Here is a 22,187-nt window from a genome sequence, read left to right as displayed (position 1 = left end):
AATTCACCAGCGGCTTTTCCTTCTTGATTATGCCGTTCCTGTTTAACTAGAAGTTTATGACTATTAGGAAAGGTGACTAATAGATGACTAATAGGTTAAAGTTTTTCGCCGCAATGGGTTCAACCTGACTCATAGCTTTGTCTGGCTGTGGAGCGAGTTGATGCTCAACTAAATAATCAAAAATATTTTCAGAATTTAATAGAAATGGCATAGTCCAGGTTGATAAGTAACCTCATTTTTGCCCAGGCGACTGAAAGTCACGGAACCATACAAACAAAGTCCACCTGCGCGGACGGGATTATTAAGGGGGTAGTCAACCCAGATTGGGTATTAAGGACACTATAGTTCACTCAAACGTTAAGCCTCAAGCCTAAGCGAGAACTTTTTGAGAAAAAAATGAAGCAATTATGTCTTGTTTCTTACGGGAGGCAGAGCCTGCCAAAGTGCATTCCCTTCTCAGAGCTGGGAACAAGAGCCACGAGAGCCTGGGAAGGAGACTACGAGGCTTGCTTGGCAAAATGGAGTCGTTGTCAGTATTCCCATTATTTATTGCCACGATCGCCCGTATCCACTCCACTACATCTGCGACTGCGAGCGGCTGGCTTGGTGTGAAGTACTTTATGGGAATGTAATCAAAAAGTTCGTCGGTAATGATACAAATCCCACCCTCGAATTTGCTTAAATCTGTGATAAATGTATCACTGTAGGGACACGGCATTGCCGTGCCCTTACCAGGTGTAGGGTTTGCGTCGTGTACGTGGAATAGATTTTACGGGTTTTCTGGGCGCACAAAGCGTGCTATCCGAAAATGCGAATCCATTAAATTAGCTGTGCCACACCAGTAGGTTGGGTTGACGTAGAAAACCTAACAAAGCTTACTTGAGCTTACTAAGTAAGACTTTGAACCCGTTTTAACGGGTTTTAGCTTTTAGCCCGTAGACGCGAAGCGGCTTCTCTTCGAGTACTTTAGTTCAGGGCTTTAGTTCAGGGCTTAATCAGTGCTTATCCAAGAATAGATTTGAGCCGAAAATACCCAATCTGACAAGCTGAATAATCGCATTGATTCAAATAATCCAACGGATGCCATTCATTATGGCTAATCGATTCAAAATAACTACCATCTTGCTGTGCAATCCCCGGCTCTACACCCGTTACATCGGCATAATACATATAACAAATTTCATTAGTTTGACTTCCGACAATATACTTCCCCAACGGCAAAACCTGAACCGAAAATCCCGCTTCTTCATGCACCTCTCTAATCGCCGCTTCCTCTGGCGACTCCCCTGCATCGATACCCCCCGTAATGGGACAAGGATAGAGTTTATGCTCTTGATTAATATCGGGAATATGGATACAAAGGGGCTGCTGTCTAATCAGAACCTCATAGTCTCCTCTGTTCCTCTGACGTTTTCTAATCAGAAATATCGCCACAGAATCTCGTCCCTTGCGTTCTAGGTAGTGATACCCCCAAGCTGTTTCCTTAACTGTAATCCAATCGGTACTAAAAATAATTTTCTCTTTACTCATCATAAGTTATACATCAATTGTAGGAGCGGAAGTGTAGGGGCGGGTTTAGCCACTCAATCTACTTGTTACCCATAAATGAACAACAAAACCCGCCCTGCCTCACCGATAAATGAACAAATAACCTGGCAAAAATTAATCCCTTATGCGCCATATATTCCATAGCTGATTTGGGAATGATTCTATTACGGGATTAGTGTTCTAAGCTAGGATCAATAAGTAGAAGTAGCATTACAGATATGCAACCCAATCTAACTCAGACAATCAAATTCAAAGCTATGATCTTGGGCATCTCAATGGGGTTAGCCCTATTCCCCAGCAAACTTCTTGCCAATGAACTGCCACCCTTACCCCAAACCAACGCTCAAGGTGATTATACCGCCTCCGCGAATACCTGGTGGAGTTGGCAGGTTGTTGATCCTGATCCCAGAGGCTTGAATTGTCGCGTCTCGCCAGAATTCCGCCAATTTTGGCTAGAAGACTTTCGCCCTGGTGGTTGGCAAGATGATTTTAATATCGGAGAATGGTCTGTGGTGCGACGTTTTCCTCAACAGACAGTTCTCATTGCTGACAACGCGCCTGCTGGTGCAACAATTATGAAAGATGAACGGGGTTTACCCTGGGTAAAGGTAATCATTGATATGCCAACCGCCAACAACAAAATGAATGATATTTGTTTCGTGCGGGCTAATTCCAAATATATTTGCCCCGTTAGAACTAGCGTTCCTTATTTTTCATTTTAAAATTAAGTTACTACAAACAGTTTTGTTGGGTCTCGCTTCTCGACCCAACCTACTATTTTGCTCGTTCGTTCGTAGTCGGCACTTTAGTGCCTCTATAGGGATTGCTGAATCAGGATTGTGGTGAGGGTGAGGGAACAGGGAACAGTTTTCTGATCACACCTTAGTGAAAAGCAGAGGACAGAAGATTTCAAGGAAAAAGTATCCCAAGAATCAAGACGGTTGAACCTGTTGCCGTACCCAAGCGCGAAACGCCTGTTCTGCTTCTACTTCGTCCTGTTGAGCTTGTTCGAGAAAGTCGTAGAGGTTTTCTTTGGTAATAAACGGAAAAGTTAGACTAGATTCTACTTCCTGATATTGTCCAGCTTGCCATTGATAAATTCGCCAAATCCGCCCGTTATAGCGCCAAAATCCTGGAACTCCCAAACTGGCGTAGAGTTGTAATTTGTCAATATCGGTATGGGTGATATCAATTTCAACCACTAAATCCGGCGGTGGATCATGTTGAAGATCGACTTTGCGCCCAGCGACACGATGTTGATTTTGAATATAATAAGCATTGTCTGGTTCTGGACTGCGATCGAGGTCTTCTCGTTCTAAGGTAGTCGATCCCATCGTTTTGATTTTTAATCCCATTTCGACCACTAAAATGCGAATGAATAATTCAATTAGTCGAGCCGCAAATTCGTGGTCTTCTAGGGGTATGGTAATCTCCAGAATACCAAGATTGTAAGTGAGGCGGGCAGCGCGATTTTCGCCTAAAGCGTGCAGGATTTGCTGGTAAGCTTGCCAGTTGAGATGGTGAAAGGTTACTCGCTTTTCACCCACTTGGTCATTCGTCATTTGTCATACTCGCTATCGCGAGAAGCAAGCTACGTCATTCGTAAAGGTTTGAGGAATAATAGAGGCTGTGCGTAAGTCCTGATACTCGAAACCGACAAGAGTCGGGGCGGGTTTAGTCACATATGGGTGCAACCGAAAATATAGATGTGAAACCCGCCCCTACATAAAACCATGTTCTGACATAACAAGCCATTGGGAAAAATTACAGCGCTTTTTTTTCACGGAAGGAGGAGAATTCAAAGCCTCTATCCTTGCAGGAGAGAGGTTTGGAGAGATGGTTGTCCCAAAAGTAAGAACCAGCTTCTCCTGCTTCCAGACAAGCCATGGCACGTCTGGAACATTGTTAGCAAAAAAAAGACAGCGTATGCTAACGCTGCCTTAAAGATTATTATTACCGACCTAAGGATTAAACGATCGCGGCCATCTTCACGTCGTTTTCGGCTAACAGTTCTTGCAGTTCCTCTGCATCGACGGTTTCTTTCTCAATCAGCATGGCAGATAATTTGTCCAGGATGTGTTTGTTACCCACTAAGACATCTTTCGCCCGATGATAGGCTTCATCCACCAACTGACGCACCTCTTCATCAATTGTCGCCGCCGTGGTGTTGGAGAAATCGCGATCAGAGGCAATGTCCCGTCCTAGGAACATATTGCCATTCTGTCGTCCCAGTGCCACAGGACCCAAGCGATCGCTCATTCCGAAGCGGGTGATCATTTGTCGGGCGACACGGGCGACTTGCTGTAAGTCATTCGACGCCCCCGTCGTCACTTCTTCTTCACCGAAGATAATTTCCTCAGCGATTCGTCCCCCCAACGCTACCGCCATTTGATTTTGCAGGTAGGAACGGGAATACAACCCAGAATCCATCCGGTCTTCACTGGGCGTAAACCAGGTTAATCCACCCGCCCGACCGCGTGGGATAATACTAATTTTCTGCACGGGGTCATAATCGGGCATTAACGCACCCACCAGCGCGTGACCCGCTTCATGATACGCGACTAACCGCTTGCGCTTCTCGCTCATCACCCGGTCTTTCTTCTCTGGTCCAGCCAATACCCGGTCGATGGCGTCATTCACCTCATCCATAGAGATTTCGGTGAGGTTGCGCCGTGCGGCTAAGATCGCCGCTTCGTTGAGCAAGTTCGATAAATCCGCACCCGTGAAACCAGGAGTCCGACGGGCAATTTTCTCTAAGTCTACATCCTTGGATAAGGTCTTGCCGCGAGCGTGAACGTTGAGAATTTCCAAACGTCCGGCGTAGTCGGGGCGATCCACGACCACCTGACGGTCAAACCGACCGGGGCGTAATAATGCTGCATCCAGAACATCAGGACGGTTGGTGGCGGCAATAATAATGATACCCGTATTGCCTTCAAATCCATCCATCTCCGTCAGTAACTGGTTCAGGGTTTGCTCCCGTTCATCGTTACCGCCGCCTAAGCCAGCACCCCGTTGACGACCTACGGCGTCAATTTCATCGATAAATACGATACAGGGAGCACTATTCTTGGCTTGCTCAAACAAGTCGCGGACACGAGACGCACCCACACCGACGAACATTTCCACGAACTCAGACCCGGAAATGGAGAAGAAGGGTACACCAGCTTCCCCAGCAACAGCACGCGCTAAGAGGGTTTTACCTGTTCCCGGAGGTCCAACCAGCAGCACGCCTTTGGGAATTTTCGCACCAATGGCGGTGAAGCGATCGGCGTTTTTGAGGAAGTCAACCACTTCGTTGAGTTCCAGCTTGGCTTGCTCAATCCCGGCGACATCGCCAAACGTGACCTGGGTTTGCGGTTCCATTTGAACTCGGGCTTTGGATTTGCCGAAGTTCATCGCCTGAGAACCCGGACCATTTTGCGCCCGCCGCAGTAAGAAAAATAAACCCACCAGAAGCAGGATCGGGAAGAAGAGTCCACTCAGGGTTCTGAACCAGAACCCATCATCACTCTGAGGGCGAACTTTAATATCTACGTTATTGTTGGTGAGAATACTGATTAGTTCTGGATCGTTAGGCAGGTTGACCTGGTACTGGGTACCGTCTTGAGCGGTTACCATTGCCTGAGTGCGGTCAGAACTGAGTTGAACGATCTCGACCTTCTTGCTGTTAACGTTATCAATGAACTGGTCGTATCTCCAGGTTTCCCGCGTTTGGGACGGTTGGTCTAAAAATGTTGTTGCCAAGGCGATGACTACTATCGCTAGTAGTGCATAAAGCCCCGCATTTCTCCATTTCTTATTCACTACTGAATTTCCTCCTAAGACTTAGGATGTGATCTGATGGCGTCGAATCGGCTGATTATATTAACTAATGTTAACGTCTATCAGACTATTTGGCGAAGTTGGTTCTTGGTAAACTGGGGGAATTAGCAAATTTCCTCTTGATGTGGTATAATGGAAGGCTGTAATTATTTTTGATACTCCCCAAATAAACGCTGCAACGGTGCTAAACCACCAGCACAGGAACGATACTCAAACCGTTGATCTGCCGTGAGAACGGTATGAATCGGGATGATTTCCATGACACTATTGGTATAAGCGATCGCGTCAAACTCCTGCACTAATTTTGGAGTCCAAGGAACTTGGCAAATTTTTAATCCTTGTCGTTCAAGGCGACTAATGAGGTGCGATCGCGCCACTCCCGGTAATATCCCCTCCTCAATCGGCGGTGTCCACCAGCAGCCATCTTTAGCGCCCCACAGATTCCCCGTACTCGTTTCCAACCAATTCCGCTGATCATCAACTAATATAGCCTCCTGAGCGCCGAGTTGTTGGGCGTTTTGCAGCGCCAGCCATCCGCCCAAATAATTCCCCGTTTTATAGGTGGGTAAAGAACGGCGCAAATGTGACACTTCAGCTAACCAAGCGATGATTCCCTGCTGTTGGCGTTCACTCAAATCAGCGGGGAGAGGACGCCCCGTAATCCATTCTCGCCCATCGGGGAAAACCACAATTCTCAACACCGGAAACGAGGGGAGTAATTGTTCTGCACCGTAGCGGATGCGTTCCCAGTCGGGGAATTGCCAGCCAAACACCTGTAAACTGTGACGTAAACGCGCACAATGGGCGTCCCAATGCGTTAAGGGGTGGGTGAGGGAGTGGTTGTAAACTCGTAGGGTGGTAAAGGTTGTCGCGCCGTAAATCAAACCCGGATCAGTGATGGCGAGTTCGATGCGATCGCCTAGAATAAGTTTACCGTTATACCAATAACTGAATTTCGTCATTCGTCATTCGTCATTTGTCATTTGTCATTTGTCATTTGTCATTTGTCATTTGTCATTTGTCATTTGTCATTTGTCATTCGTCATTCGTTATACTCGCTTCGCGAGAAGCAAGCTACGTCATTTGTAAGGTAGTGGCGTGGCACACCTTATTTGATGAATTAGAATGGGAGACCCAAAACCGTAGGGGCGCATGGCGTGCGCCCGATTCAATGATAAAATCTATTCCACAATTTTAGCTGTGTCAGTCCACTAGGGCGGGTTTTGTTGTTCATTTATTAGGGAATAGCCGAATTTAGTCCCTAAACCCGCCCCTACAATATTTCCGCCACGTTGCAGTAGTCCACCTGCACGAACTGGGTTATAACGGCGGTAGTTAACGCCCTATTGTAATTTCGCGATCGCGCCTTTTTCAACTAACAGTTTCCCCGTCTGTAAATCCTTAACTGTCGCCACCAGAACCCGCCGTTCATCTACCTCAAATTGAACGGAAATTCGGTCAACTCCCACCTGTCCCGGTGGATCTAAATGCGCTACACAAACCTGTTCGCGATCGCTATCCAAAGAACGATACGCCGCTTGCTTGGATAACTGACTACTGGTCATCCGTCCTAAGGTATCATAGGTCACTTCAGCTTGTGCCATTTCTGCGACTTCGCCAATATCTAAACGAATTTCCCGTTGTCCTTCCAGGGCGACTTGTAACGTTAACGGTTCGCCCCGTTCACAGGGATATTGCATCCCTTTTTCAAATAAGGTGAAATAGGAATAACTTTTAGCATACGGTTCCCATAAGCGAATGGCATAACTGTGGCGCAAATAATCATCCACACTCACCACTTGATTTAACGCTAACGCCCCGTATGCCACGGCTTCAAAGGGCTTATCTAGCTTAACCTTTGTCTTGCCAAAATAGGATCGGATCAACTGCTGGACAGCCGGAATTAAACAACTCCCCCCCACTAACAACACCTGTTCAATATCACTCTTACTAATTCCTTTCCCTAGGGCAATCGTCAAAACTTCATCCAACGCTTCCCGCAATTGTTCCAAAAACTGGCGATTTTCCAGAATCTCTTCTAACTTATCCCGATCCAGTTGCAAGTTATATGAGGTAAATGTCTCCTCATCTAACCAACTCTCCTTCGCCTCCTGAGTATTGGATAAGCGAATTTTTAACCGTTCAGCTAACTCTAATAAATTCTGCCACCCCACCTCACCAATCTCTTCCCTTGACCATCCTTGCTGATGCAAATAGTCTTCAACAATCCAACTATCCACATCTTCTCCCCCGATGTATGCATCGGATTTCGCTAACACTTCTGCCCGTAATACGGTTTCGCGATCGCGCTTGGCTGCATCCAATTGGGGTGCAGTACGAACTAAACTTAAATCCAGTGTCCCGCCACCAAAATCCACCACTAATACTAAGGAACTAGGACGCTGTACTGCATAGCCTAACGCCGCTGCTGTGGATTCATCTACCAGTTTGATTTGCTCCACATCCAGGCGACGTGCCACCTCGCGAAACCAATCTAAGTAACGCTCGAATGCGCCCACAGGTACAGTTAAAATAAGCTGAGAGGGGTTAATTTTTTGGGCTTTGAGTTGCTGCCAGATGGATTGAATAAATTGTTCAAAAACCGATTCAGCGGTGTAGGATTCACCATTAATGAGACGAGGAGGCGGTTGAAAATCAGCCGCTAAATCCCGTTTAAACCCTTTAAAAAAGCGAGTCGGTTGGGATTGTCCTAAGCGCTGGGAACGAACTTGTTCTCCCAGAAGTATTTGATTATTGTCTTTGATAAAAACTAGGGTAGGAATGACGGGGATACCTGATTCACTTGAGTTTGTTTTAAACAGGCGAGAGAGTGAACCGAGTCGGATAGTTTTGGGATTGTTGGTATCGGGTTCGAGTATACTGACGACTGTGTTGCTCGTACCGAAGTCAATGGCAACTGTATTGGTCATTTGTCATTTGTCAAATAGTTATCGCACTCAAAAGTTAGTCAGGGCGGGTTTTGCACAAAAGTTATCATTAACAGCGAAACAAAGTCCCTAAACCCGCCCATACATACTCATTAATGTGACACTCCCCTAGGTAGGTTACGACTTACTTTAGCGGGACAAAGTATTCGATCATGATCTCGATAACCGACAAATCGAATATAAACGAGTTCTCCTTCTGTGATATCTTCAACATCAGGTTGGTGTAGTTGGGAATTAAAGGGAACTTGTTCCCAGGGTTTACCAATGGGTTCATATCCCCAATTCTGAATTAGATTTTCTAATGGAGTCAAGAGTGCGACTAAATTTTTAGCTGGTAAATCCGGGCGTTCTTCAATCATCCGGCAAGCGGTGGGATAATTGGTCAGTAGGGGGCGTAGTTGTTCAAAGGTGGTATCTTGGATATCTGTGGATAGTTGCTGCGATCGCGCTTCGAGTTCATAACGTAGCCGCTGACATTGTGCCTCTAATTCCTCGATTTGAGTGGAGTCAGCAACTGAAACTGAGGCTGAATGGTTTTCAGGTCTTTTTTTGGGACTAAAGCGACTAATGAGGAAAGTGGTAAAGATAAACCACAGCAATAAACCAAGCCCCAAGAGGTTAAGATCATGAGCCATGTTACCGCTCCTCTTAATATTGATTTAGGCTCGTGGTTTGATCCGTAGTTATGGTTTCGTCACCTTCATAGTATTCTGGCAGCAATTCTTGAGTTTCTACGTCTCCGAGATCCGCTTCAATCCCTTTGGTGGTTTCGGTACAACTTGATCCGGTAGCACCGATGACGGTTTCGGTGATTTTGCCATCCTTGCCAATGCGATATTCGATCTTTTGATACTCTGCCATAATTCTTACCGAACCCAACAATTAATTACAGTTTAAAGGACTGAGACGGAGCAACGTGTCATACTACTTGGATAAGCTCTAAGCTGTGATGCATTTAAATGGGGTATTAGTAGCGAGCAAGATGCTCGTACTACAAGGATGAGAGCCATTTTTTACATTAAGGTTTAAACGCTGAACAGCTTACTCTAAACGACTTTAAATGTTCTCCCTCATCTCCCCCAGCTTCCAGACGTTCCACCGGAACGTCTCTACAACCCCAGCTTTCCCACACCCGACACCCGACACCCGACACCCGACACCCGACACCCAACACCCGACACCCAACACCCGACACCCCACATCATGGCAATGGTGGATTATTAGCACGATACCAGGCATCGAGTGCTAGTTGATGTACCTCGCGCCAAGATAAATTATAGTCTCGTGCGATCGCGGCACAGTCTTCATATTCCGGTTGAACGTTGGCGATGGCGTTTTGAACTCCGGAAGCACGACTGGCAACTTTTACTCGCACTTTGCCATACTTGGTCTCAACTCGCTGAATTTCCCGTTGCAGAATCGTGCGTTGCTGGGTAAAGTGGCGAATACCAAGGGTTGTCGTTTCTCTAAATAAAATATCTTCACAAACGGTTAATTTTTCCGGTGGGCAGATCACGGTGAGTAATACCCCAGGACGAGATTTTTTCATGCCAATGGCTTGGGTGAATACATCCAATGCCCCAGCATTAAATAGCACCTCGAATACATACCCAATCACTTGGGGATTTAAATCATCAATTTGGGTTTCTATCACACAAACGGTTTCTTGGCAAGGGTCATCATTGATGAGAGTAGCCGTATCTCGTCCCTGAAGCTGAATCCCAAACTCGGAGGCTTCTCCAATCCAAAGTCGCAGGATATTCGGAATCGCTAATTCAATGCTTCCCGCGCCATGACCCATCTTGTGCAGAATCATCGCCGGAGGAGGTCCAAATTGGGTGGCAAGGGTAACCGCAATGGCTGCACCCGTGGGCGTGACTAATTCGCGATCGATACCGTTACTATAAATAGGGACTTGCCGAGATTCCCACAATTTTAAAACAGCAGGAACAGGAACAGGCAATCGACCATGGGCAGCTTGTACTGTACCGCCTCCTGTGGGTAAGGGAGAACAGTAGAGTCGGTCAATGCCCAACCAATCCAACCCTAAACAAGTGCCGACAATATCCACTAAGGCATCTGTAGCACCCACTTCATGGAAATGCACGGCTTCGGGTGCCATCCCGTGAACAGCCCCCTCTGCTTCCGCCAAGTTGCGAAAGATTGCCAAACTCCAATCCACGACTTGTGAGGGTAATCCAGCGGTTGTAATTAAGTGTTCAATATCTGCCAGGTGTCGGCTATGCTCATGGTCTGACGGTTCAGCGTGATCATGGTGATGAGCTTGAGTGAGCAAATTCACATGGACTTTAGTGGCTAATTGACCTTGGCGGTGGACTGATTCTGACTTTAACCGATACTCATGGTCAATTCCTAGCCCTTTTAATTTTTCACTTAAATACTCTAACGGCACTCCTGCTGCCACGAGTGCCCCTAAGCACATATCACCAGCAATTCCACTCTGACAGTCGAGGTAGGCGAGTTTTGGCATTACGTTTTGAATCCTGAAGGGTCCACGTCTATTGTAGGGAACGGGGAATGGGGAGATGGGGGAGATGGGGGAGCAGAGGGAGCAGGGGGAGCAGAGGGAGCAGGGGGAGCAGAGGGAGCAGGGGGAGCAGGGGAAGATTGTGTAGGGGCGGGTTTCACTACTATCTTTTTGGTTGCACCCAGATGTAACTAAACCCGCCCCGACTTTACGAAGGACGAATGACAAAGGACAAATAACGATTAAAAATGTTTTAAGTAATGTTACTGGTGCGTGGTATGATCGCCTATGGCTAGATGCGATCCAGCCAATTTTGATGGACTAGCGTTTGCTGCTGCCTGTGAACTTGTCAGACAACTCTGTACAACCTAAGCCCACACCGGAGGAAAGTCCGCCAGGGAGTTCTCAGACTTCCCCTGAAAGTGCCTCAATGCAAGAGTACTACCAACTTAAACAAGCGTTGTTGTCGGTGACTCTGGCAATGACAGGGGTCGTTTTTGTCTCTGTCTGGATTTTTTACTCACTCAACATCGCCTTGAATTATTTGATCGGGGCGTGCGTTGGTGTGGTTTACTTGAGAATGTTGGCGAAAGACGTTGAGCGGTTAGGTGTCCAAAAGAGGCGTCCGAGTTCAACTCGGTTGGCTTTATTGATTGGACTATTAGTCGTTGCCAGTCAATGGCAGAGTTTACGCATTCTGCCCATATTTTTAGGATTTCTGACGTATAAAGCTGCGCTTATCGCTTATATGCTGCAAAGCACCTTGTTGCCTACGTCAAAGTAAGTTCCCATTGTCAGGGCAGCCAACGCATCCAAACAGTACAGTAGGGTAGGCTACACCCGAACTTAACGCCTGTGGACAAAGGAGACAATTCCTTTGGATGAAGCAGGAAACAGACTCAGCAATTGTTCGATGGACAATTGCTAATCCGTTCTGTGTAGTCGTTTCAACCAAAGGATAGAAGATAGCTGGGGAACTCCGGATGGAAATGATAGATGGTTTGGCGTTCTATAATGCTTTCCCCCTTGCTGAATTAGAAGTTGGTCAGCATCTGTACTGGCATATTGGTAATTTGAAGGTTCATGGTCAGGTTTTTATTACCTCCTGGGTCGTGATTGCCATTCTTGTCATTGCCTCGATTGCTGCTACCCGTAACATTCAGCGAGTTCCCAGTGGTCTCCAAAATTTTATGGAGTATGCCCTGGAATTTTTGCGGGATTTAGCCAAAAATCAGATCGGGGAGAAAGAGTACCGTCCCTGGGTGCCGTTTGTGGGGACGTTATTTTTGTTCATTTTTGTGGCAAATTGGTCTGGGGCACTTGTTCCCTGGAAGCTGATTGAGCTACCCGAAGGTGAATTAGCGGCACCAACCAGTGATATTAATACTACAGTGGCTTTTGCGCTGCTGACCTCCTTAGCGTATTTTTACGCGGGTCTGAGCAAGAAGGGCTTGGGGTATTTTGCTGGTTATGCCCAACCAACACCCATCCTACTGCCGTTTAAGGTTCTGGAAGATTTTACCAAACCTCTCTCCCTCAGTTTCCGTCTGTTTGGCAACATTTTGGCAGATGAACTGGTGGTGGCAGTATTGGTGCTGTTGGTTCCCCTGTTCGTACCTCTCCCGGTGATGGCATTGGGTTTATTTACCAGTGCGATTCAGGCGCTGATCTTTGCTACCCTAGCAGCGGCTTATATCGGAGAGGCGATGGAAGACCATCACTAGCGATTTTAAGCTAGTGATTAAGATTTGCCACTTCCGTCTTGTGAACAATCAAAAAATTCGGCTGTGTCTAGCGAATTAGTTTAGGGTAAGCGTTTCACGCACGTTTGTTTGTTATTTAGTCAAAAGTCAAAAGCGAGGAAAATATCATGGACCCATTAATTTCTGCTGCATCTGTTATTGCTGCTGCTTTAGCTGTTGGTTTAGCGGCAATTGGTCCGGGAATTGGTCAAGGAAATGCAGCGGGACAAGCTGTAGAAGGGATTGCCCGTCAGCCTGAAGCTGAAGGTAAAATTCGGGGCACCTTACTCCTGAGTTTGGCATTCATGGAAGCGCTGACAATTTACGGTTTGGTGGTTGCTCTCGTCTTATTATTCGCTAACCCCTTCTCGTAACGCTTTATGCCACAAGAGCATTCAGACCCCAACGACTGAGGTCTGGATGCTATTGATCTGGAAGGATATTGAAATCTAAAACGCTATCCCATCCCAACCAAAAAGCTAAGGATTTTGTGCGCTGTGGGATTACCAAAACATCATGATACATTGGACAATTTTACTAGCTGTTGAAGCAGCAGAAGAGGCAGCCGAAGGAGGGTTATTTGATTTTGATGCCACCCTACCTCTGATGGCATTGCAATTTTTAATTTTGGTGGTGATATTGAATGCGGTTTTTTATAAGCCACTCAGTAACGCCATTGATGGACGGGATGACTACATCCGCCAGAACCGATTAGAAGCACGGGAACGCTTAGAAAAAGCTCAGAATCTGGCGAAACAGTATGAGCAAGAACTAGCAGAAACTCGTCGCAAGTCACAAGCAACGATTGCCGCGGCTACAGCTGATGCTCAGAAAATAGCGGCTGATAAAATGGCTCAAGCTCAAGCGGAAGCCCAGGCACAACGAGAGCAAGCCCAAAAAGAAATTGACCAACAAAAAGCTGAAGCGATGACATCCTTAGAACAAGAAGTGGATTCGCTTTCGCGTCAGATTCTGGAAAAACTTGTTGGACCAGAGTTGGTTAAGTAATGTCGGCTTTATCCGGGTAGCGAAGCAGGGGTTTGCGAGAGTTTCACACCCCTAGTCTTTTGTCTGTGGTGTGATCAAAAATAACGCCGGACAAAAATTCCAGCCCGTTTAAACGTTACCCAGCGTTAGCGGTAAAGCCGCATAGCAGTTTTCAATTAAAGCAGGTGTATATGGCTATTATGGGTAGTTTTTCAATTTTAGCTACCGCCGAAGGAGGATTTGGTCTAAACCTCGATATTTTAGAAACCAATGTAATTAATTTGGTGATTATTATCGGGGTACTGATTTACTTTGGGCGATCATTTTTAGGGAATACCCTATCGGAGCGACGTTCCAGTATTGAAGAATCCATCAGCGATGCCGAAAAGCAGCAAAAAGACGCCGCTGCCTCGTTAGCGGATGCTCAGCAAAAGCTGGCACAAGCGCAAGCGGAAGCCGAAAAGATTCGGGCAAAAGCAGAAGAAAATGCCAACGCCGCTAGAGAATCAGTTTTGGCTGCGTCGGTTAAAGATGTGGAACGGATGAAAGCGTCAGCCGTTCAGGATTTAAACTCAGAACGGGAACGTGCGATCGCACAACTTCGCCAGCAGGTGGTCGCCCTAGCTATGGAGCGTGTCGAGTCGCAACTCAAAAGTCAGTTGGATGACTCAGCACAGCATACCTTAGTTGACCGCAGCATCGAGCGAGTAGGAGCCTGATAATTATGAAAGGAAGTTCATTTAGCGCGGAGGTAGTTGAGCCGTATGCAGAGGCGTTGATGTCTGTGGCTCAAGAACATAACCTCGTGGATAAATTCGGTGAAGACGTTGCCGCGTTGCTCGATACTTTGAAAGAATCAGAGGAATTGGAGCAATTTTTAGGCAATCCGATTGTCAAAGCCGATGACAAAAAAGCCGTCTTAGAACAAATCAGCGGGGATCAAATTCACCCCTACATGGTGAATTTTTTAAAGATTCTCGTAGAGCGACGGCGCATTCTGTTTCTGAGAGACGTATGTAAGCAGTATCAAGCACTCTTGCGGGAGTTAAAACAGACGGTTTTAGCTGAAGTCGTCTCCGCTGTTGAACTCAATGACGACCAAAAGCAGGCGGTGCGTCAGAAAGTTCTCACCATGACCAATGCCCAAGATGTAGAACTAGATACCCAAGTTGACGCCGATTTACTCGGTGGTGTGATTATTAAAGTGGGGTCTCAAGTTGTTGATGCCAGTCTGCGTGGACAACTGCGTCGTATTGGTGTGAGCTTGAGTCGTTCGACTTAAATGTCAAACGTCATGTTCCAGATGTAGCAGTCTACGTCTGTGATAAGTCATAAGCTAAATTCACAAGGCAAATGACGAATGACCAATGACATAAGACCAATGACATAAGACAAAAAAGTAGAGGGATTAGTTTAATGGTAAGCATTAGACCCGACGAAATTAGCAGCATTATTCGTCAGCAAATCGAACAATACGACCAAGAGGTCAAAGTCTCTAACGTTGGTACCGTTCTGCAAGTTGGTGACGGTATTGCCCGGATCTATGGCTTAGATCAGTGCATGGCTGGGGAATTGGTCGAGTTTGAAGATGGGACAGTTGGGATTGCCCTGAACTTGGAAGAAGATAATGTCGGCGCCGTACTCATGGGTGAAGGGCGCGACATCCAGGAAGGGAGTTCTGTCACGGCTACCGGGAAAATCGCTCAGGTTCCCGTGGGTGAAGCACTCATTGGTCGGGTTGTCGATGCCTTAGCACGACCGATTGATGGCAAGGGAGAGATTCAAAGCGGCGAATCTCGTCTAATTGAATCCTCGGCTCCCGGTATTATTGCACGGCGTTCTGTGTATGAACCCCTGCAAACCGGAATTACCGCGATTGACGCCATGATTCCCGTGGGACGGGGACAACGAGAGTTAATTATTGGCGATCGCCAAACCGGAAAAACCGCGATCGCAATTGATACGATTCTCAACCAGAAAGAAGAAGACGTTATCTGTGTCTACGTCGCTGTCGGTCAAAAGGCATCTACCGTGTCTCAAGTGGTCAATGCGCTGGAAGAGAGAGGCGCATTAGATTACACCGTTATCGTTGCCGCTAACGCCAGTGACCCCGCCACCCTGCAATATCTGGCACCCTATACCGGAGCCTCTATTGCCGAATACTTTATGTATAACGGCAAAGCGACGCTGGTGATCTACGATGACCTGTCCAAGCAAGCCCAAGCCTATCGCCAGATGTCCTTGCTGCTGCGCCGCCCACCGGGTCGGGAAGCCTATCCTGGGGATGTATTCTATCTCCACTCTCGCTTGTTAGAACGGGCAGCTAAATTGAATGACGACTTGGGTGGGGGCAGTATGACCGCGCTGCCAATTATTGAAACCCAAGCCGGTGACGTATCCGCCTATATTCCCACCAACGTGATTTCGATCACTGACGGTCAGATCTTCTTGTCGGCTGACTTATTTAACTCCGGTCTACGTCCGGCGATTAACCCCGGTATTTCCGTATCACGGGTGGGGTCTGCGGCTCAAACCAAAGCCATTAAAAAAGTGGCAGGTAAACTGAAACTGGATTTGGCACAGTTTGATGACCTGCAAGCCTTCGCCCAGTTTGCCTCAGACTTAGACAAAGCCACCCAAGACCAATTGTCACGGGGCGCAAGGTTACGGGAACTGCTCAAGCAACCCCAATACTCACCCTTGTCCGTGTATGAGCAAGTTGCCCTCGTCTACGCCGGGATCAATGGCTACTTAGATGACATTGAGGTGGAGAAAGTCACCGCGTTCACTAAGGGACTGCGGGAATACTTGAAAACCAGCAAGCAACAGTTTGGTGAGATTATCAAAGATAAGAAAGTCCTCACCGAAGACGCCGAAAACCTGCTCAAGGAAGCTTTGAGTGAATACAAGCAGACATTCTTAGTCTCTGTGTAATGCGTTCATGGTTCATGGTTCATCGGTAATACGCCATGAACCATGGATAATCAACCGTTAACAATAAACAAACTATGCCTAATTTAAAAGCGATTCGCGATCGCATAAAATCCGTCAAAAATACTCAGAAAATTACCGAAGCGATGCGTCTGGTGGCAGCGGCGAAAGTGCGTCGCGCCCAAGAACAGGTGACATCAACTCGTCCCTTTGCTGATCGGTTGGCACAAGTCCTCTATGGGTTGCAGAATCGTCTCCGGTTTGAAGAGGCTGACTTACCCTTGCTCAAACAACGGGACGTCAAGTCGGTGGGCTTACTCGTCGTGTCTGGCGATCGCGGTTTGTGTGGCGGTTACAATAATAACGTGATCCGCCGTGCCGAAAACCGCGCCAAGGAACTCCAGAAAGAAGGCATCGACTACAAATATGTCTTAATCGGGCGCAAAGCGATCCAATACTTTGAGCGCCGGGAGCAGCCGATTGACGCCAAATACACGGGCTTAGAACAAATTCCCACGTCAACCGAAGCCTCAATGATTGCCGATGAATTGCTGTCATTGTTCCTATCGGATACCGTGGATCGGGTTGAACTGGTTTATACCAAGTTTGTCTCCTTAATTAGTTCTCGCCCCGTGGTACAAACCTTGTTGCCTTTAACCGCTCAAGGATTAGAAGCCCAAGATGATGAGATCTTCCGCCTCACCACTCGCGGTGGTGAATTTGAGGTGGAACGGGAAAAGGTGACAACGGAAAGTCGTCCCTTACCGCGTGACATGATCTTTGAACAAGATCCGGTACAAATTTTGGATGCCTTGCTACCCCTGTATTTGAACAACCAGTTACTGCGGGCATTACAAGAATCAGCCGCTAGCGAATTAGCCGCCCGGATGACGGCGATGAACAACGCCAGTGATAATGCCACTGAATTGATTGGCACGCTCAGCCTGTCTTACAACAAAGCGCGACAAGCTTCGATTACGCAAGAAATTCTGGAAGTCGTTGGTGGTGCCAGCGCCCTTGGGGGTTAGTATCACTCTCTAAATATTCACTTCAATCAAAGCGTCTGGGTACACTCAGGCGCTTTTTATGTGGGGGATTGGGGTTAGGTAGAGATGTGCCATAGTGAGCCAGAGGTGAATCAACCCGCCCCGTTCCCAAGAATTAACCCACCCCAAACAAGACTGTAGAGACGTTGCATGCAACGTCTCTACAATAATGTAACGGATCTGAATTACCAGCCCGTTTCAGCTTGCTCTAACACATAAGCAGCAACGTTTTCAATGTCGGAATCGCTTAAGCGTCCGCCAAAAGCAGGCATCGCTCCTTTTCCGTTTGTTACCTGGTAGACAATTGCATCCATGGAGTCCATGCCATACTTCTCCAAGGCATCTTTTTTCAGGGTCTTATTTGCCATAACCACGTTGTTGCCCCCTATATGGCAAGCGGCACAGTTGGCACCAAAGATTTGACCTCCTTTTGTCGTATCAGCAGCTAGAGCCGGACGACTGAATGCCAAACCAAACACGGCGACGGCGAGTAAAATGATGGACAGAATTTTCTTCAAAGTAGTTCTCCTCTTCTCAAAACAGACAGTAAGTATTATTGCTCAATTATCAATTGCAGCAATGTGGGACAGAATTGACCTAATCCATCAATCCGATGCTATAGGCATGATGCAATAGTGTCTGCCTTTCTACAAATTTTACCAGGATACGCGCCTAATCCAGAGTTTCGTCCCAAAGTCAAATAGCCAAGACACCGGGAAGCTGGGGGAGCTGGGGAAGCTGGGGAAGCCAATGTAGAGACGTGCCATGGCACGTCTGGGAGCAGGGGAAGCGGAGGGAGCCGGGGGAGAAAAAATTAAATTAGAGCTTGAACGATGAATCAGCAATCCGGAACATTGATTAACTTTTAAGGAAAGATTAAGTTTGAAAACGGTTTGTAATAAATCTCATACTATTTGATACAAAACTCAAATTTACTCGATTTTTTTTACGATAAATACCCCCAATTGGTGAAGTAAATCACATCTTACTGATTGACAAACGCCTAAAATATCCTCAAAGCGGTGGTTAATCCGTAAATCTAAATATATTTACTTAAGTAAAGGGAAACCTGAAATGACAGCAAAAAAGCTTCATCAGCAAGAGAGTTCCTATAATTATCAAACCAATGGACGGATAAATACAGGATTCAAAGACGCTGTAGGTATAGAGACTTTAGCGAATCTAGGGATTGGGCAGCAAAACTTTGTGAATAGGAATTTGGAGCGAACGCTTAAAGAATTATCCGATTTAGAATTTGCCTTAGATCGAGCCGCAATTGTGGCGCTTACCGATAAACAGGGCGTGATTCACTATGTCAATGATAAATTTTGCGAAATATCACAATATCGTCGAGAAGAGTTAATTGGCAAAACGCATCGCCTGATCAAATCGGGTCATCATCCGCCAGCATTTTTTAAAGAATTCTGGACGACGATCGCATCGGGAAAAGTCTGGAAAGGCGAAATCAAAAATAAAGCTAAAGACGGAACCTATTATTGGGTGGATACTACTGTTGTTCCTTTTTTGGATGAACAGGGAGAAATCTACCAATATTTAGCCATTCGCTTTGATATCACCGAGCGCAAGCAGGTAGAACAAGCCTTGCAACAATCGGAACTGAAGGCACGACAACAAGCCCAACAACTCGAAGAGGCATTGGAGAAGCTTAAACAAACCCAGAGTCAACTGATTCAAAGCGAAAAAATGTCCAGCGTGGGTCAACTACTGGCTGGAATTGCTCACGAAATTAATAATCCGGTCAATTTTATTTACGGCAATCTGGTTCATACTCGCGAGTATGTTAACAGTGTGTTACAGGTTTTGGCGCTTTACCAGAAACATTGTCCCGTGGAAATACCTGAGATTGAAGCCGTTGTTGAGGAGGAAGATATCGAGTTTATTGTTGAAGATTTACCCAAAATGGTGTCGTCTATGCAAATCGGAGCCAACCGCATCCGAGACATTGTGCTGTCTTTGCGGAATTTTTCACGGCTGGATGAGCAGCAGATGAAGTTTGTTGATATTCATCAAGGGTTAGAGAGTACCTTATTGATTCTGCACAATCGCCTCAAAGCCAAAGCGGAACGCCCGGAAATTCAGGTGATTAAAAATTATGGGGATCTGCCGCCTGTAATGTGTTATGGCAGTCAGCTTAATCAAGTATTTATGAATCTGATTGCCAATGCGATTGATGCCTTAGAAAATCAGCCTGAACCGCGAAAAATTACAATTTCTACAGCCGTACAAAGGGGGGAATATTGGCAGAAACAGGGGATACTTTCAGAGTGCGATCGCGCGTCTCAGACGCCGTGGGCGGTGATTACCATTGCCGATAATGGACCCGGAATGCCAAAAGCGACTCAGGATCACTTATTTGATCCCTTCTTTACCACCAAACCCACGGGGAAGGGGACAGGGTTAGGGTTATCCATCGCCCATAATATCGTCGTGGACAAGCATCAGGGTCAAATCCGCTGTATTTCCCAGGAGGGAAAGGGAACCCAGTTTATCGTGGCGATTCCCTTGGTGCAGTAGGGATGGGGGAGATGGGGGAGATGGGGGAGATGGGGGAGATGGGGGAGATGGGGGAGATGGGGGAGATGGGGGAGATGGGGGAGATGGGGGAAATGGGGGAGATGAGGGAGATGGGGAAGATGGGGGAGATGGGAGACAAAATTTTTATAGCCCATTGCCTGTTCCCTGTTCCCTGTTCCCTGTTCCCTGTTCCCTGACAAATGACAAATCTGCCAAAATAAGAACAAAGGGTTTAAATGCACAGGCGATGGCGTGGATAATAGGGCAGAAACTACACAATGGTCAATACACCATTGAAAAGACATTAGGCAAGGCGGGTTTCAGTATTACCTACCTAGCGACAGATGCACAAGGAAACGAACTGGTCATCAAAACGCTGAATGAGGATCGACTCAAAAAGCTAACTCCTTTACGTCGGGAAAGTCTCAAATGTAAGTTTGTCAATGAGGCGCGGCGGCTAGAAGGCTGTCGGCATCCTCATGTCATCCAGGTGTACAAGACATTCGTTGAAGGACAGTTTTTTTGTCTGGCGATGGAGTACATTCAGGGAAAGAGTCTAGGGAACCTGTCTCAACGAGTGTTACCCGAAAAGGAAGCGTTGAGTTATATCCAGCAGATGGGGGAAGCGCTGATCGCTGCCCATCAGCAGGGATTGCTGCATCAGAATGTCAAACCTGCCAATATTATGGTGAGGGCGGGTCAATATCAGGCGGTACTGATTGATTTTGACCTGGGCGGGAAATTTGAGTATCCCGTAACCGTGGGATGGCAAGATGAAGTTTTTGCCCCGATTGAACTTCAGTCGAAGACGCGATCGCGCGGCACCTTTACGGATGTCTATTCTCTGGCTGCAACGCTGTATGTCCTCTTAACCGGGAAGCTACCCGCCACCTCTAGCGATCGCCAAAAGGGTAAGGCGGATTTAATTCCGCCAAAACAGATTAATTCTCAAATTTCTCAGCGTGTCAATAAAGCAATTTTGGCGGGAATGAAACTCGAACCCGAAGCACGCCCCAAGTCGGTGCTGGATTGGTTGAAATTGTTGGGACTACAGCGAGAGGGTGTGATCTCTGGATTAGGCAAACAACCCCGTTGGGCGATGGTTGTTGGGATTTTAGGGGTAGTTGGCATCGTCGCTGGCGTGGTATCTGCCAGTCTTGAAGGAACAGGATTTTGGGAAAACATCATTCCTGAATCTTCTCCAGATGTCAACTCCTCAACCTTATCCCCCTTATACTTAAAATCACCAGAAACCGAAGAATAACTGTGCGATCGCGCGATCGCTCCTATGACCCCCTATCCTTCTGAGTGGCATCAGAAGAGAGTTTGTCATTAGTAAATTTGTGATGAGGTAAAGTTATGTTTGTTAAAGAGATTAAAAGAGGAAAAACTATTGAAACTAAGAGAACTGGTCGATGAAATAGTTATCGATCCTCGTAAACTAACCAATTATGCCCTAGATCCAGAAAACCCCAAAGGCAAAAACAAAGCCTTAATGTTTGCTCAACACTTAGGCTATACTAAAGACAATTATCAACCCTTACTCGAACAAATTAATCAAAAAGTTCTTGATGCTGAAGCTATCCCCCAAAACCAAGATCAGTATGGCACAAGATACCAAGTCGATCTCGATATTCAAGGAATCGAACCCCAACAAATTGAAACTGTGCGGACAGGTTGGTTAATTCCCGAAAACTCTAAACAAGCTCGATTAGTCACTATTTTTATTAAAAAAAGATCATGATTAAACCAGAAATCCTTGATATTATAGAATTGCTGGTAAACCTGCCAGAACACAATCTATTTATTGGCAATCAAGGCACAATTGTTGAATGTCTAGATAAAAACCACTTTGAAGTAGAATTTATCAACGAAACTGGGGAAACAACTGCCCTTTGTCCTCTTTCCACTCAGCAATTTATTGTTGTTTGGCAAGCCCAAACCAAACAATGGCTCACCACAGCCGATAAAGTAACTTTTATGATCAATCATTTGTCCGAAGAAAAACGGAAAGAACTGCTAAACTTTGCCTGCTTTCTCTATCAAAAAGCATAAATCCCCCTAACCCTTGAAATATCTCACTGAAGGCATAATCGTAGATGATCAGATATACCGTAGTGGCGTGGCATACCTTATT

General features: G+C 46.5%; 27 protein-coding genes. 15 read left to right on the top strand and 12 right to left on the bottom strand.

Going from position 1 to position 22,187, the window contains the following annotated elements; all coding sequences use genetic code 11:
• Positions 1–76 precede the first annotated feature (76 nt).
• The 3 genes from RIG66_RS07960 to RIG66_RS07950 all read right to left on the bottom strand — a co-directional run bounded on the left by RIG66_RS07960 (position 77) and on the right by RIG66_RS07950 (position 1,533).
• Entirely contained in the window at positions 77–211 is a 135-nt protein-coding gene (locus tag RIG66_RS07960; RefSeq protein WP_446376866.1) for a hypothetical protein, read from the bottom strand.
• Positions 212–370: 159 nt separating this feature from the next.
• Positions 371–718 carry an NACHT C-terminal alpha/beta 1 domain-containing protein gene (locus RIG66_RS07955; protein ID WP_446376864.1) on the bottom strand — a complete coding sequence of 116 codons (348 nt, stop codon included), beginning with the start codon at positions 716–718 and terminating at the stop codon, positions 371–373.
• 284 nt (positions 719–1,002) lie between these two features.
• Positions 1,003–1,533 carry an NUDIX hydrolase gene (locus RIG66_RS07950; RefSeq protein ID WP_446376862.1) on the bottom strand — a complete coding sequence of 177 codons (531 nt, stop codon included), beginning with the start codon at positions 1,531–1,533 and terminating at the stop codon, positions 1,003–1,005.
• A gap of 233 nt (positions 1,534–1,766) precedes the next feature.
• Between RIG66_RS07950 and RIG66_RS07945 the strand changes: the two genes are divergently transcribed.
• Positions 1,767–2,270, top strand: coding sequence for a hypothetical protein (locus RIG66_RS07945; RefSeq protein ID WP_446376860.1), 504 nt, complete (start codon positions 1,767–1,769; stop codon positions 2,268–2,270).
• A 210-nt stretch (positions 2,271–2,480) separates the two neighbouring features.
• On the opposite strand, the gene RIG66_RS07940 is transcribed toward RIG66_RS07945, so the two are convergent.
• The 8 genes from RIG66_RS07940 to larC all read right to left on the bottom strand — a co-directional run bounded on the left by RIG66_RS07940 (position 2,481) and on the right by larC (position 10,812).
• Positions 2,481–3,110, bottom strand: a complete 630-nt coding sequence (locus tag RIG66_RS07940) for a Uma2 family endonuclease (protein ID WP_446376858.1) — start codon at positions 3,108–3,110, stop codon at positions 2,481–2,483.
• Positions 3,111–3,516: 406 nt separating this feature from the next.
• Positions 3,517–5,355 (bottom strand): ATP-dependent zinc metalloprotease FtsH3, encoded by a 1,839-nt coding sequence (gene ftsH3 / locus RIG66_RS07935; RefSeq protein WP_446376856.1) that lies wholly within the window; start codon positions 5,353–5,355, stop codon positions 3,517–3,519.
• A 164-nt stretch (positions 5,356–5,519) separates the two neighbouring features.
• Positions 5,520–6,335 (bottom strand): aminotransferase class IV, encoded by an 816-nt coding sequence (locus RIG66_RS07930; protein WP_446376854.1) that lies wholly within the window; start codon positions 6,333–6,335, stop codon positions 5,520–5,522.
• Positions 6,336–6,716: 381 nt separating this feature from the next.
• Positions 6,717–8,303, bottom strand: a complete 1,587-nt coding sequence (locus RIG66_RS07925; RefSeq protein ID WP_446376852.1) for an Hsp70 family protein — start codon at positions 8,301–8,303, stop codon at positions 6,717–6,719.
• A 110-nt stretch (positions 8,304–8,413) separates the two neighbouring features.
• Positions 8,414–8,956: a nucleotide exchange factor GrpE gene (locus RIG66_RS07920; RefSeq protein ID WP_446376850.1), complete on the bottom strand. Its 543-nt coding sequence runs from the start codon at positions 8,954–8,956 to the stop codon at positions 8,414–8,416.
• Positions 8,957–8,969: 13 nt separating this feature from the next.
• Entirely contained in the window at positions 8,970–9,182 is a 213-nt protein-coding gene (locus RIG66_RS07915; RefSeq protein ID WP_446376848.1) for a DUF2997 domain-containing protein, read from the bottom strand.
• Between the two features lie 157 nt (positions 9,183–9,339).
• Entirely contained in the window at positions 9,340–9,516 is a 177-nt protein-coding gene (locus tag RIG66_RS07910) for a hypothetical protein (RefSeq protein WP_446376846.1), read from the bottom strand.
• 6 nt (positions 9,517–9,522) lie between these two features.
• On the bottom strand, positions 9,523–10,812 hold the full coding sequence (gene larC, locus RIG66_RS07905) for a nickel pincer cofactor biosynthesis protein LarC (RefSeq protein ID WP_446376844.1): 1,290 nt from the start codon (positions 10,810–10,812) through the stop codon (positions 9,523–9,525).
• A 6-nt stretch (positions 10,813–10,818) separates the two neighbouring features.
• Here larC and RIG66_RS07900 point away from each other — a divergent pair, with 6 nt between their 5' ends.
• From RIG66_RS07900 to RIG66_RS07860, 9 genes are all read left to right on the top strand, one after another.
• Positions 10,819–11,004, top strand: coding sequence for a hypothetical protein (locus RIG66_RS07900; protein ID WP_446376842.1), 186 nt, complete (start codon positions 10,819–10,821; stop codon positions 11,002–11,004).
• 235 nt (positions 11,005–11,239) lie between these two features.
• Positions 11,240–11,593 (top strand): ATP synthase subunit I, encoded by a 354-nt coding sequence (locus RIG66_RS07895; RefSeq protein WP_446340727.1) that lies wholly within the window; start codon positions 11,240–11,242, stop codon positions 11,591–11,593.
• A gap of 199 nt (positions 11,594–11,792) precedes the next feature.
• Positions 11,793–12,533, top strand: coding sequence for a F0F1 ATP synthase subunit A (atpB, locus tag RIG66_RS07890; RefSeq protein ID WP_446376840.1), 741 nt, complete (start codon positions 11,793–11,795; stop codon positions 12,531–12,533).
• 146 nt (positions 12,534–12,679) lie between these two features.
• The gene (gene atpE, locus RIG66_RS07885) at positions 12,680–12,925 is read left to right on the top strand and encodes an ATP synthase F0 subunit C (RefSeq protein ID WP_006102085.1); all 246 of its coding nucleotides are present in this window, start codon (positions 12,680–12,682) and stop codon (positions 12,923–12,925) included.
• A 142-nt stretch (positions 12,926–13,067) separates the two neighbouring features.
• Positions 13,068–13,559 carry a F0F1 ATP synthase subunit B' gene (locus tag RIG66_RS07880; RefSeq protein ID WP_446347962.1) on the top strand — a complete coding sequence of 164 codons (492 nt, stop codon included), beginning with the start codon at positions 13,068–13,070 and terminating at the stop codon, positions 13,557–13,559.
• A 170-nt stretch (positions 13,560–13,729) separates the two neighbouring features.
• Positions 13,730–14,257: a F0F1 ATP synthase subunit B gene (locus tag RIG66_RS07875; RefSeq protein ID WP_446376838.1), complete on the top strand. Its 528-nt coding sequence runs from the start codon at positions 13,730–13,732 to the stop codon at positions 14,255–14,257.
• Positions 14,258–14,262: 5 nt separating this feature from the next.
• The gene (gene atpH / locus RIG66_RS07870; RefSeq protein ID WP_446376836.1) at positions 14,263–14,820 is read left to right on the top strand and encodes an ATP synthase F1 subunit delta; all 558 of its coding nucleotides are present in this window, start codon (positions 14,263–14,265) and stop codon (positions 14,818–14,820) included.
• A 134-nt stretch (positions 14,821–14,954) separates the two neighbouring features.
• Positions 14,955–16,472, top strand: coding sequence for a F0F1 ATP synthase subunit alpha (gene atpA, locus RIG66_RS07865; RefSeq protein ID WP_446376834.1), 1,518 nt, complete (start codon positions 14,955–14,957; stop codon positions 16,470–16,472).
• A gap of 74 nt (positions 16,473–16,546) precedes the next feature.
• Positions 16,547–17,497: a F0F1 ATP synthase subunit gamma gene (locus RIG66_RS07860; protein WP_446376832.1), complete on the top strand. Its 951-nt coding sequence runs from the start codon at positions 16,547–16,549 to the stop codon at positions 17,495–17,497.
• A gap of 203 nt (positions 17,498–17,700) precedes the next feature.
• On the opposite strand, the gene petJ is transcribed toward RIG66_RS07860, so the two are convergent.
• Positions 17,701–18,033, bottom strand: coding sequence for a cytochrome c6 PetJ (gene petJ / locus RIG66_RS07855; protein WP_446376830.1), 333 nt, complete (start codon positions 18,031–18,033; stop codon positions 17,701–17,703).
• 556 nt (positions 18,034–18,589) lie between these two features.
• On the opposite strand from petJ, the gene RIG66_RS07850 reads away from it, so the two are divergent.
• The 5 genes from RIG66_RS07850 to RIG66_RS07830 all read left to right on the top strand — a co-directional run bounded on the left by RIG66_RS07850 (position 18,590) and on the right by RIG66_RS07830 (position 22,105).
• A complete protein-coding gene (locus tag RIG66_RS07850; protein ID WP_446376828.1) occupies positions 18,590–20,050 on the top strand; it encodes a sensor histidine kinase in 1,461 nt (486 codons plus the stop codon).
• A gap of 20 nt (positions 20,051–20,070) precedes the next feature.
• Entirely contained in the window at positions 20,071–20,247 is a 177-nt protein-coding gene (locus RIG66_RS07845; RefSeq protein ID WP_446376826.1) for a hypothetical protein, read from the top strand.
• A 50-nt stretch (positions 20,248–20,297) separates the two neighbouring features.
• Positions 20,298–21,314, top strand: coding sequence for a serine/threonine protein kinase (locus RIG66_RS07840; protein WP_446376824.1), 1,017 nt, complete (start codon positions 20,298–20,300; stop codon positions 21,312–21,314).
• A 129-nt stretch (positions 21,315–21,443) separates the two neighbouring features.
• Positions 21,444–21,794, top strand: a complete 351-nt coding sequence (locus RIG66_RS07835; protein ID WP_446357145.1) for a DUF6883 domain-containing protein — start codon at positions 21,444–21,446, stop codon at positions 21,792–21,794.
• Entirely contained in the window at positions 21,791–22,105 is a 315-nt protein-coding gene (locus RIG66_RS07830; protein WP_446376822.1) for a DUF4926 domain-containing protein, read from the top strand. Before RIG66_RS07835 ends, RIG66_RS07830 begins: the two co-directional genes overlap by 4 nt.
• The last annotated feature ends 82 nt before the right edge of the window (positions 22,106–22,187 follow it).

Source organism: Coleofasciculus sp. E2-BRE-01, assembly GCF_040221695.1.
Lineage (GTDB): Bacteria > Cyanobacteriota > Cyanobacteriia > Cyanobacteriales > Coleofasciculaceae > Coleofasciculus.
This window is presented reverse-complemented; position numbering and strand designations above follow the sequence as displayed.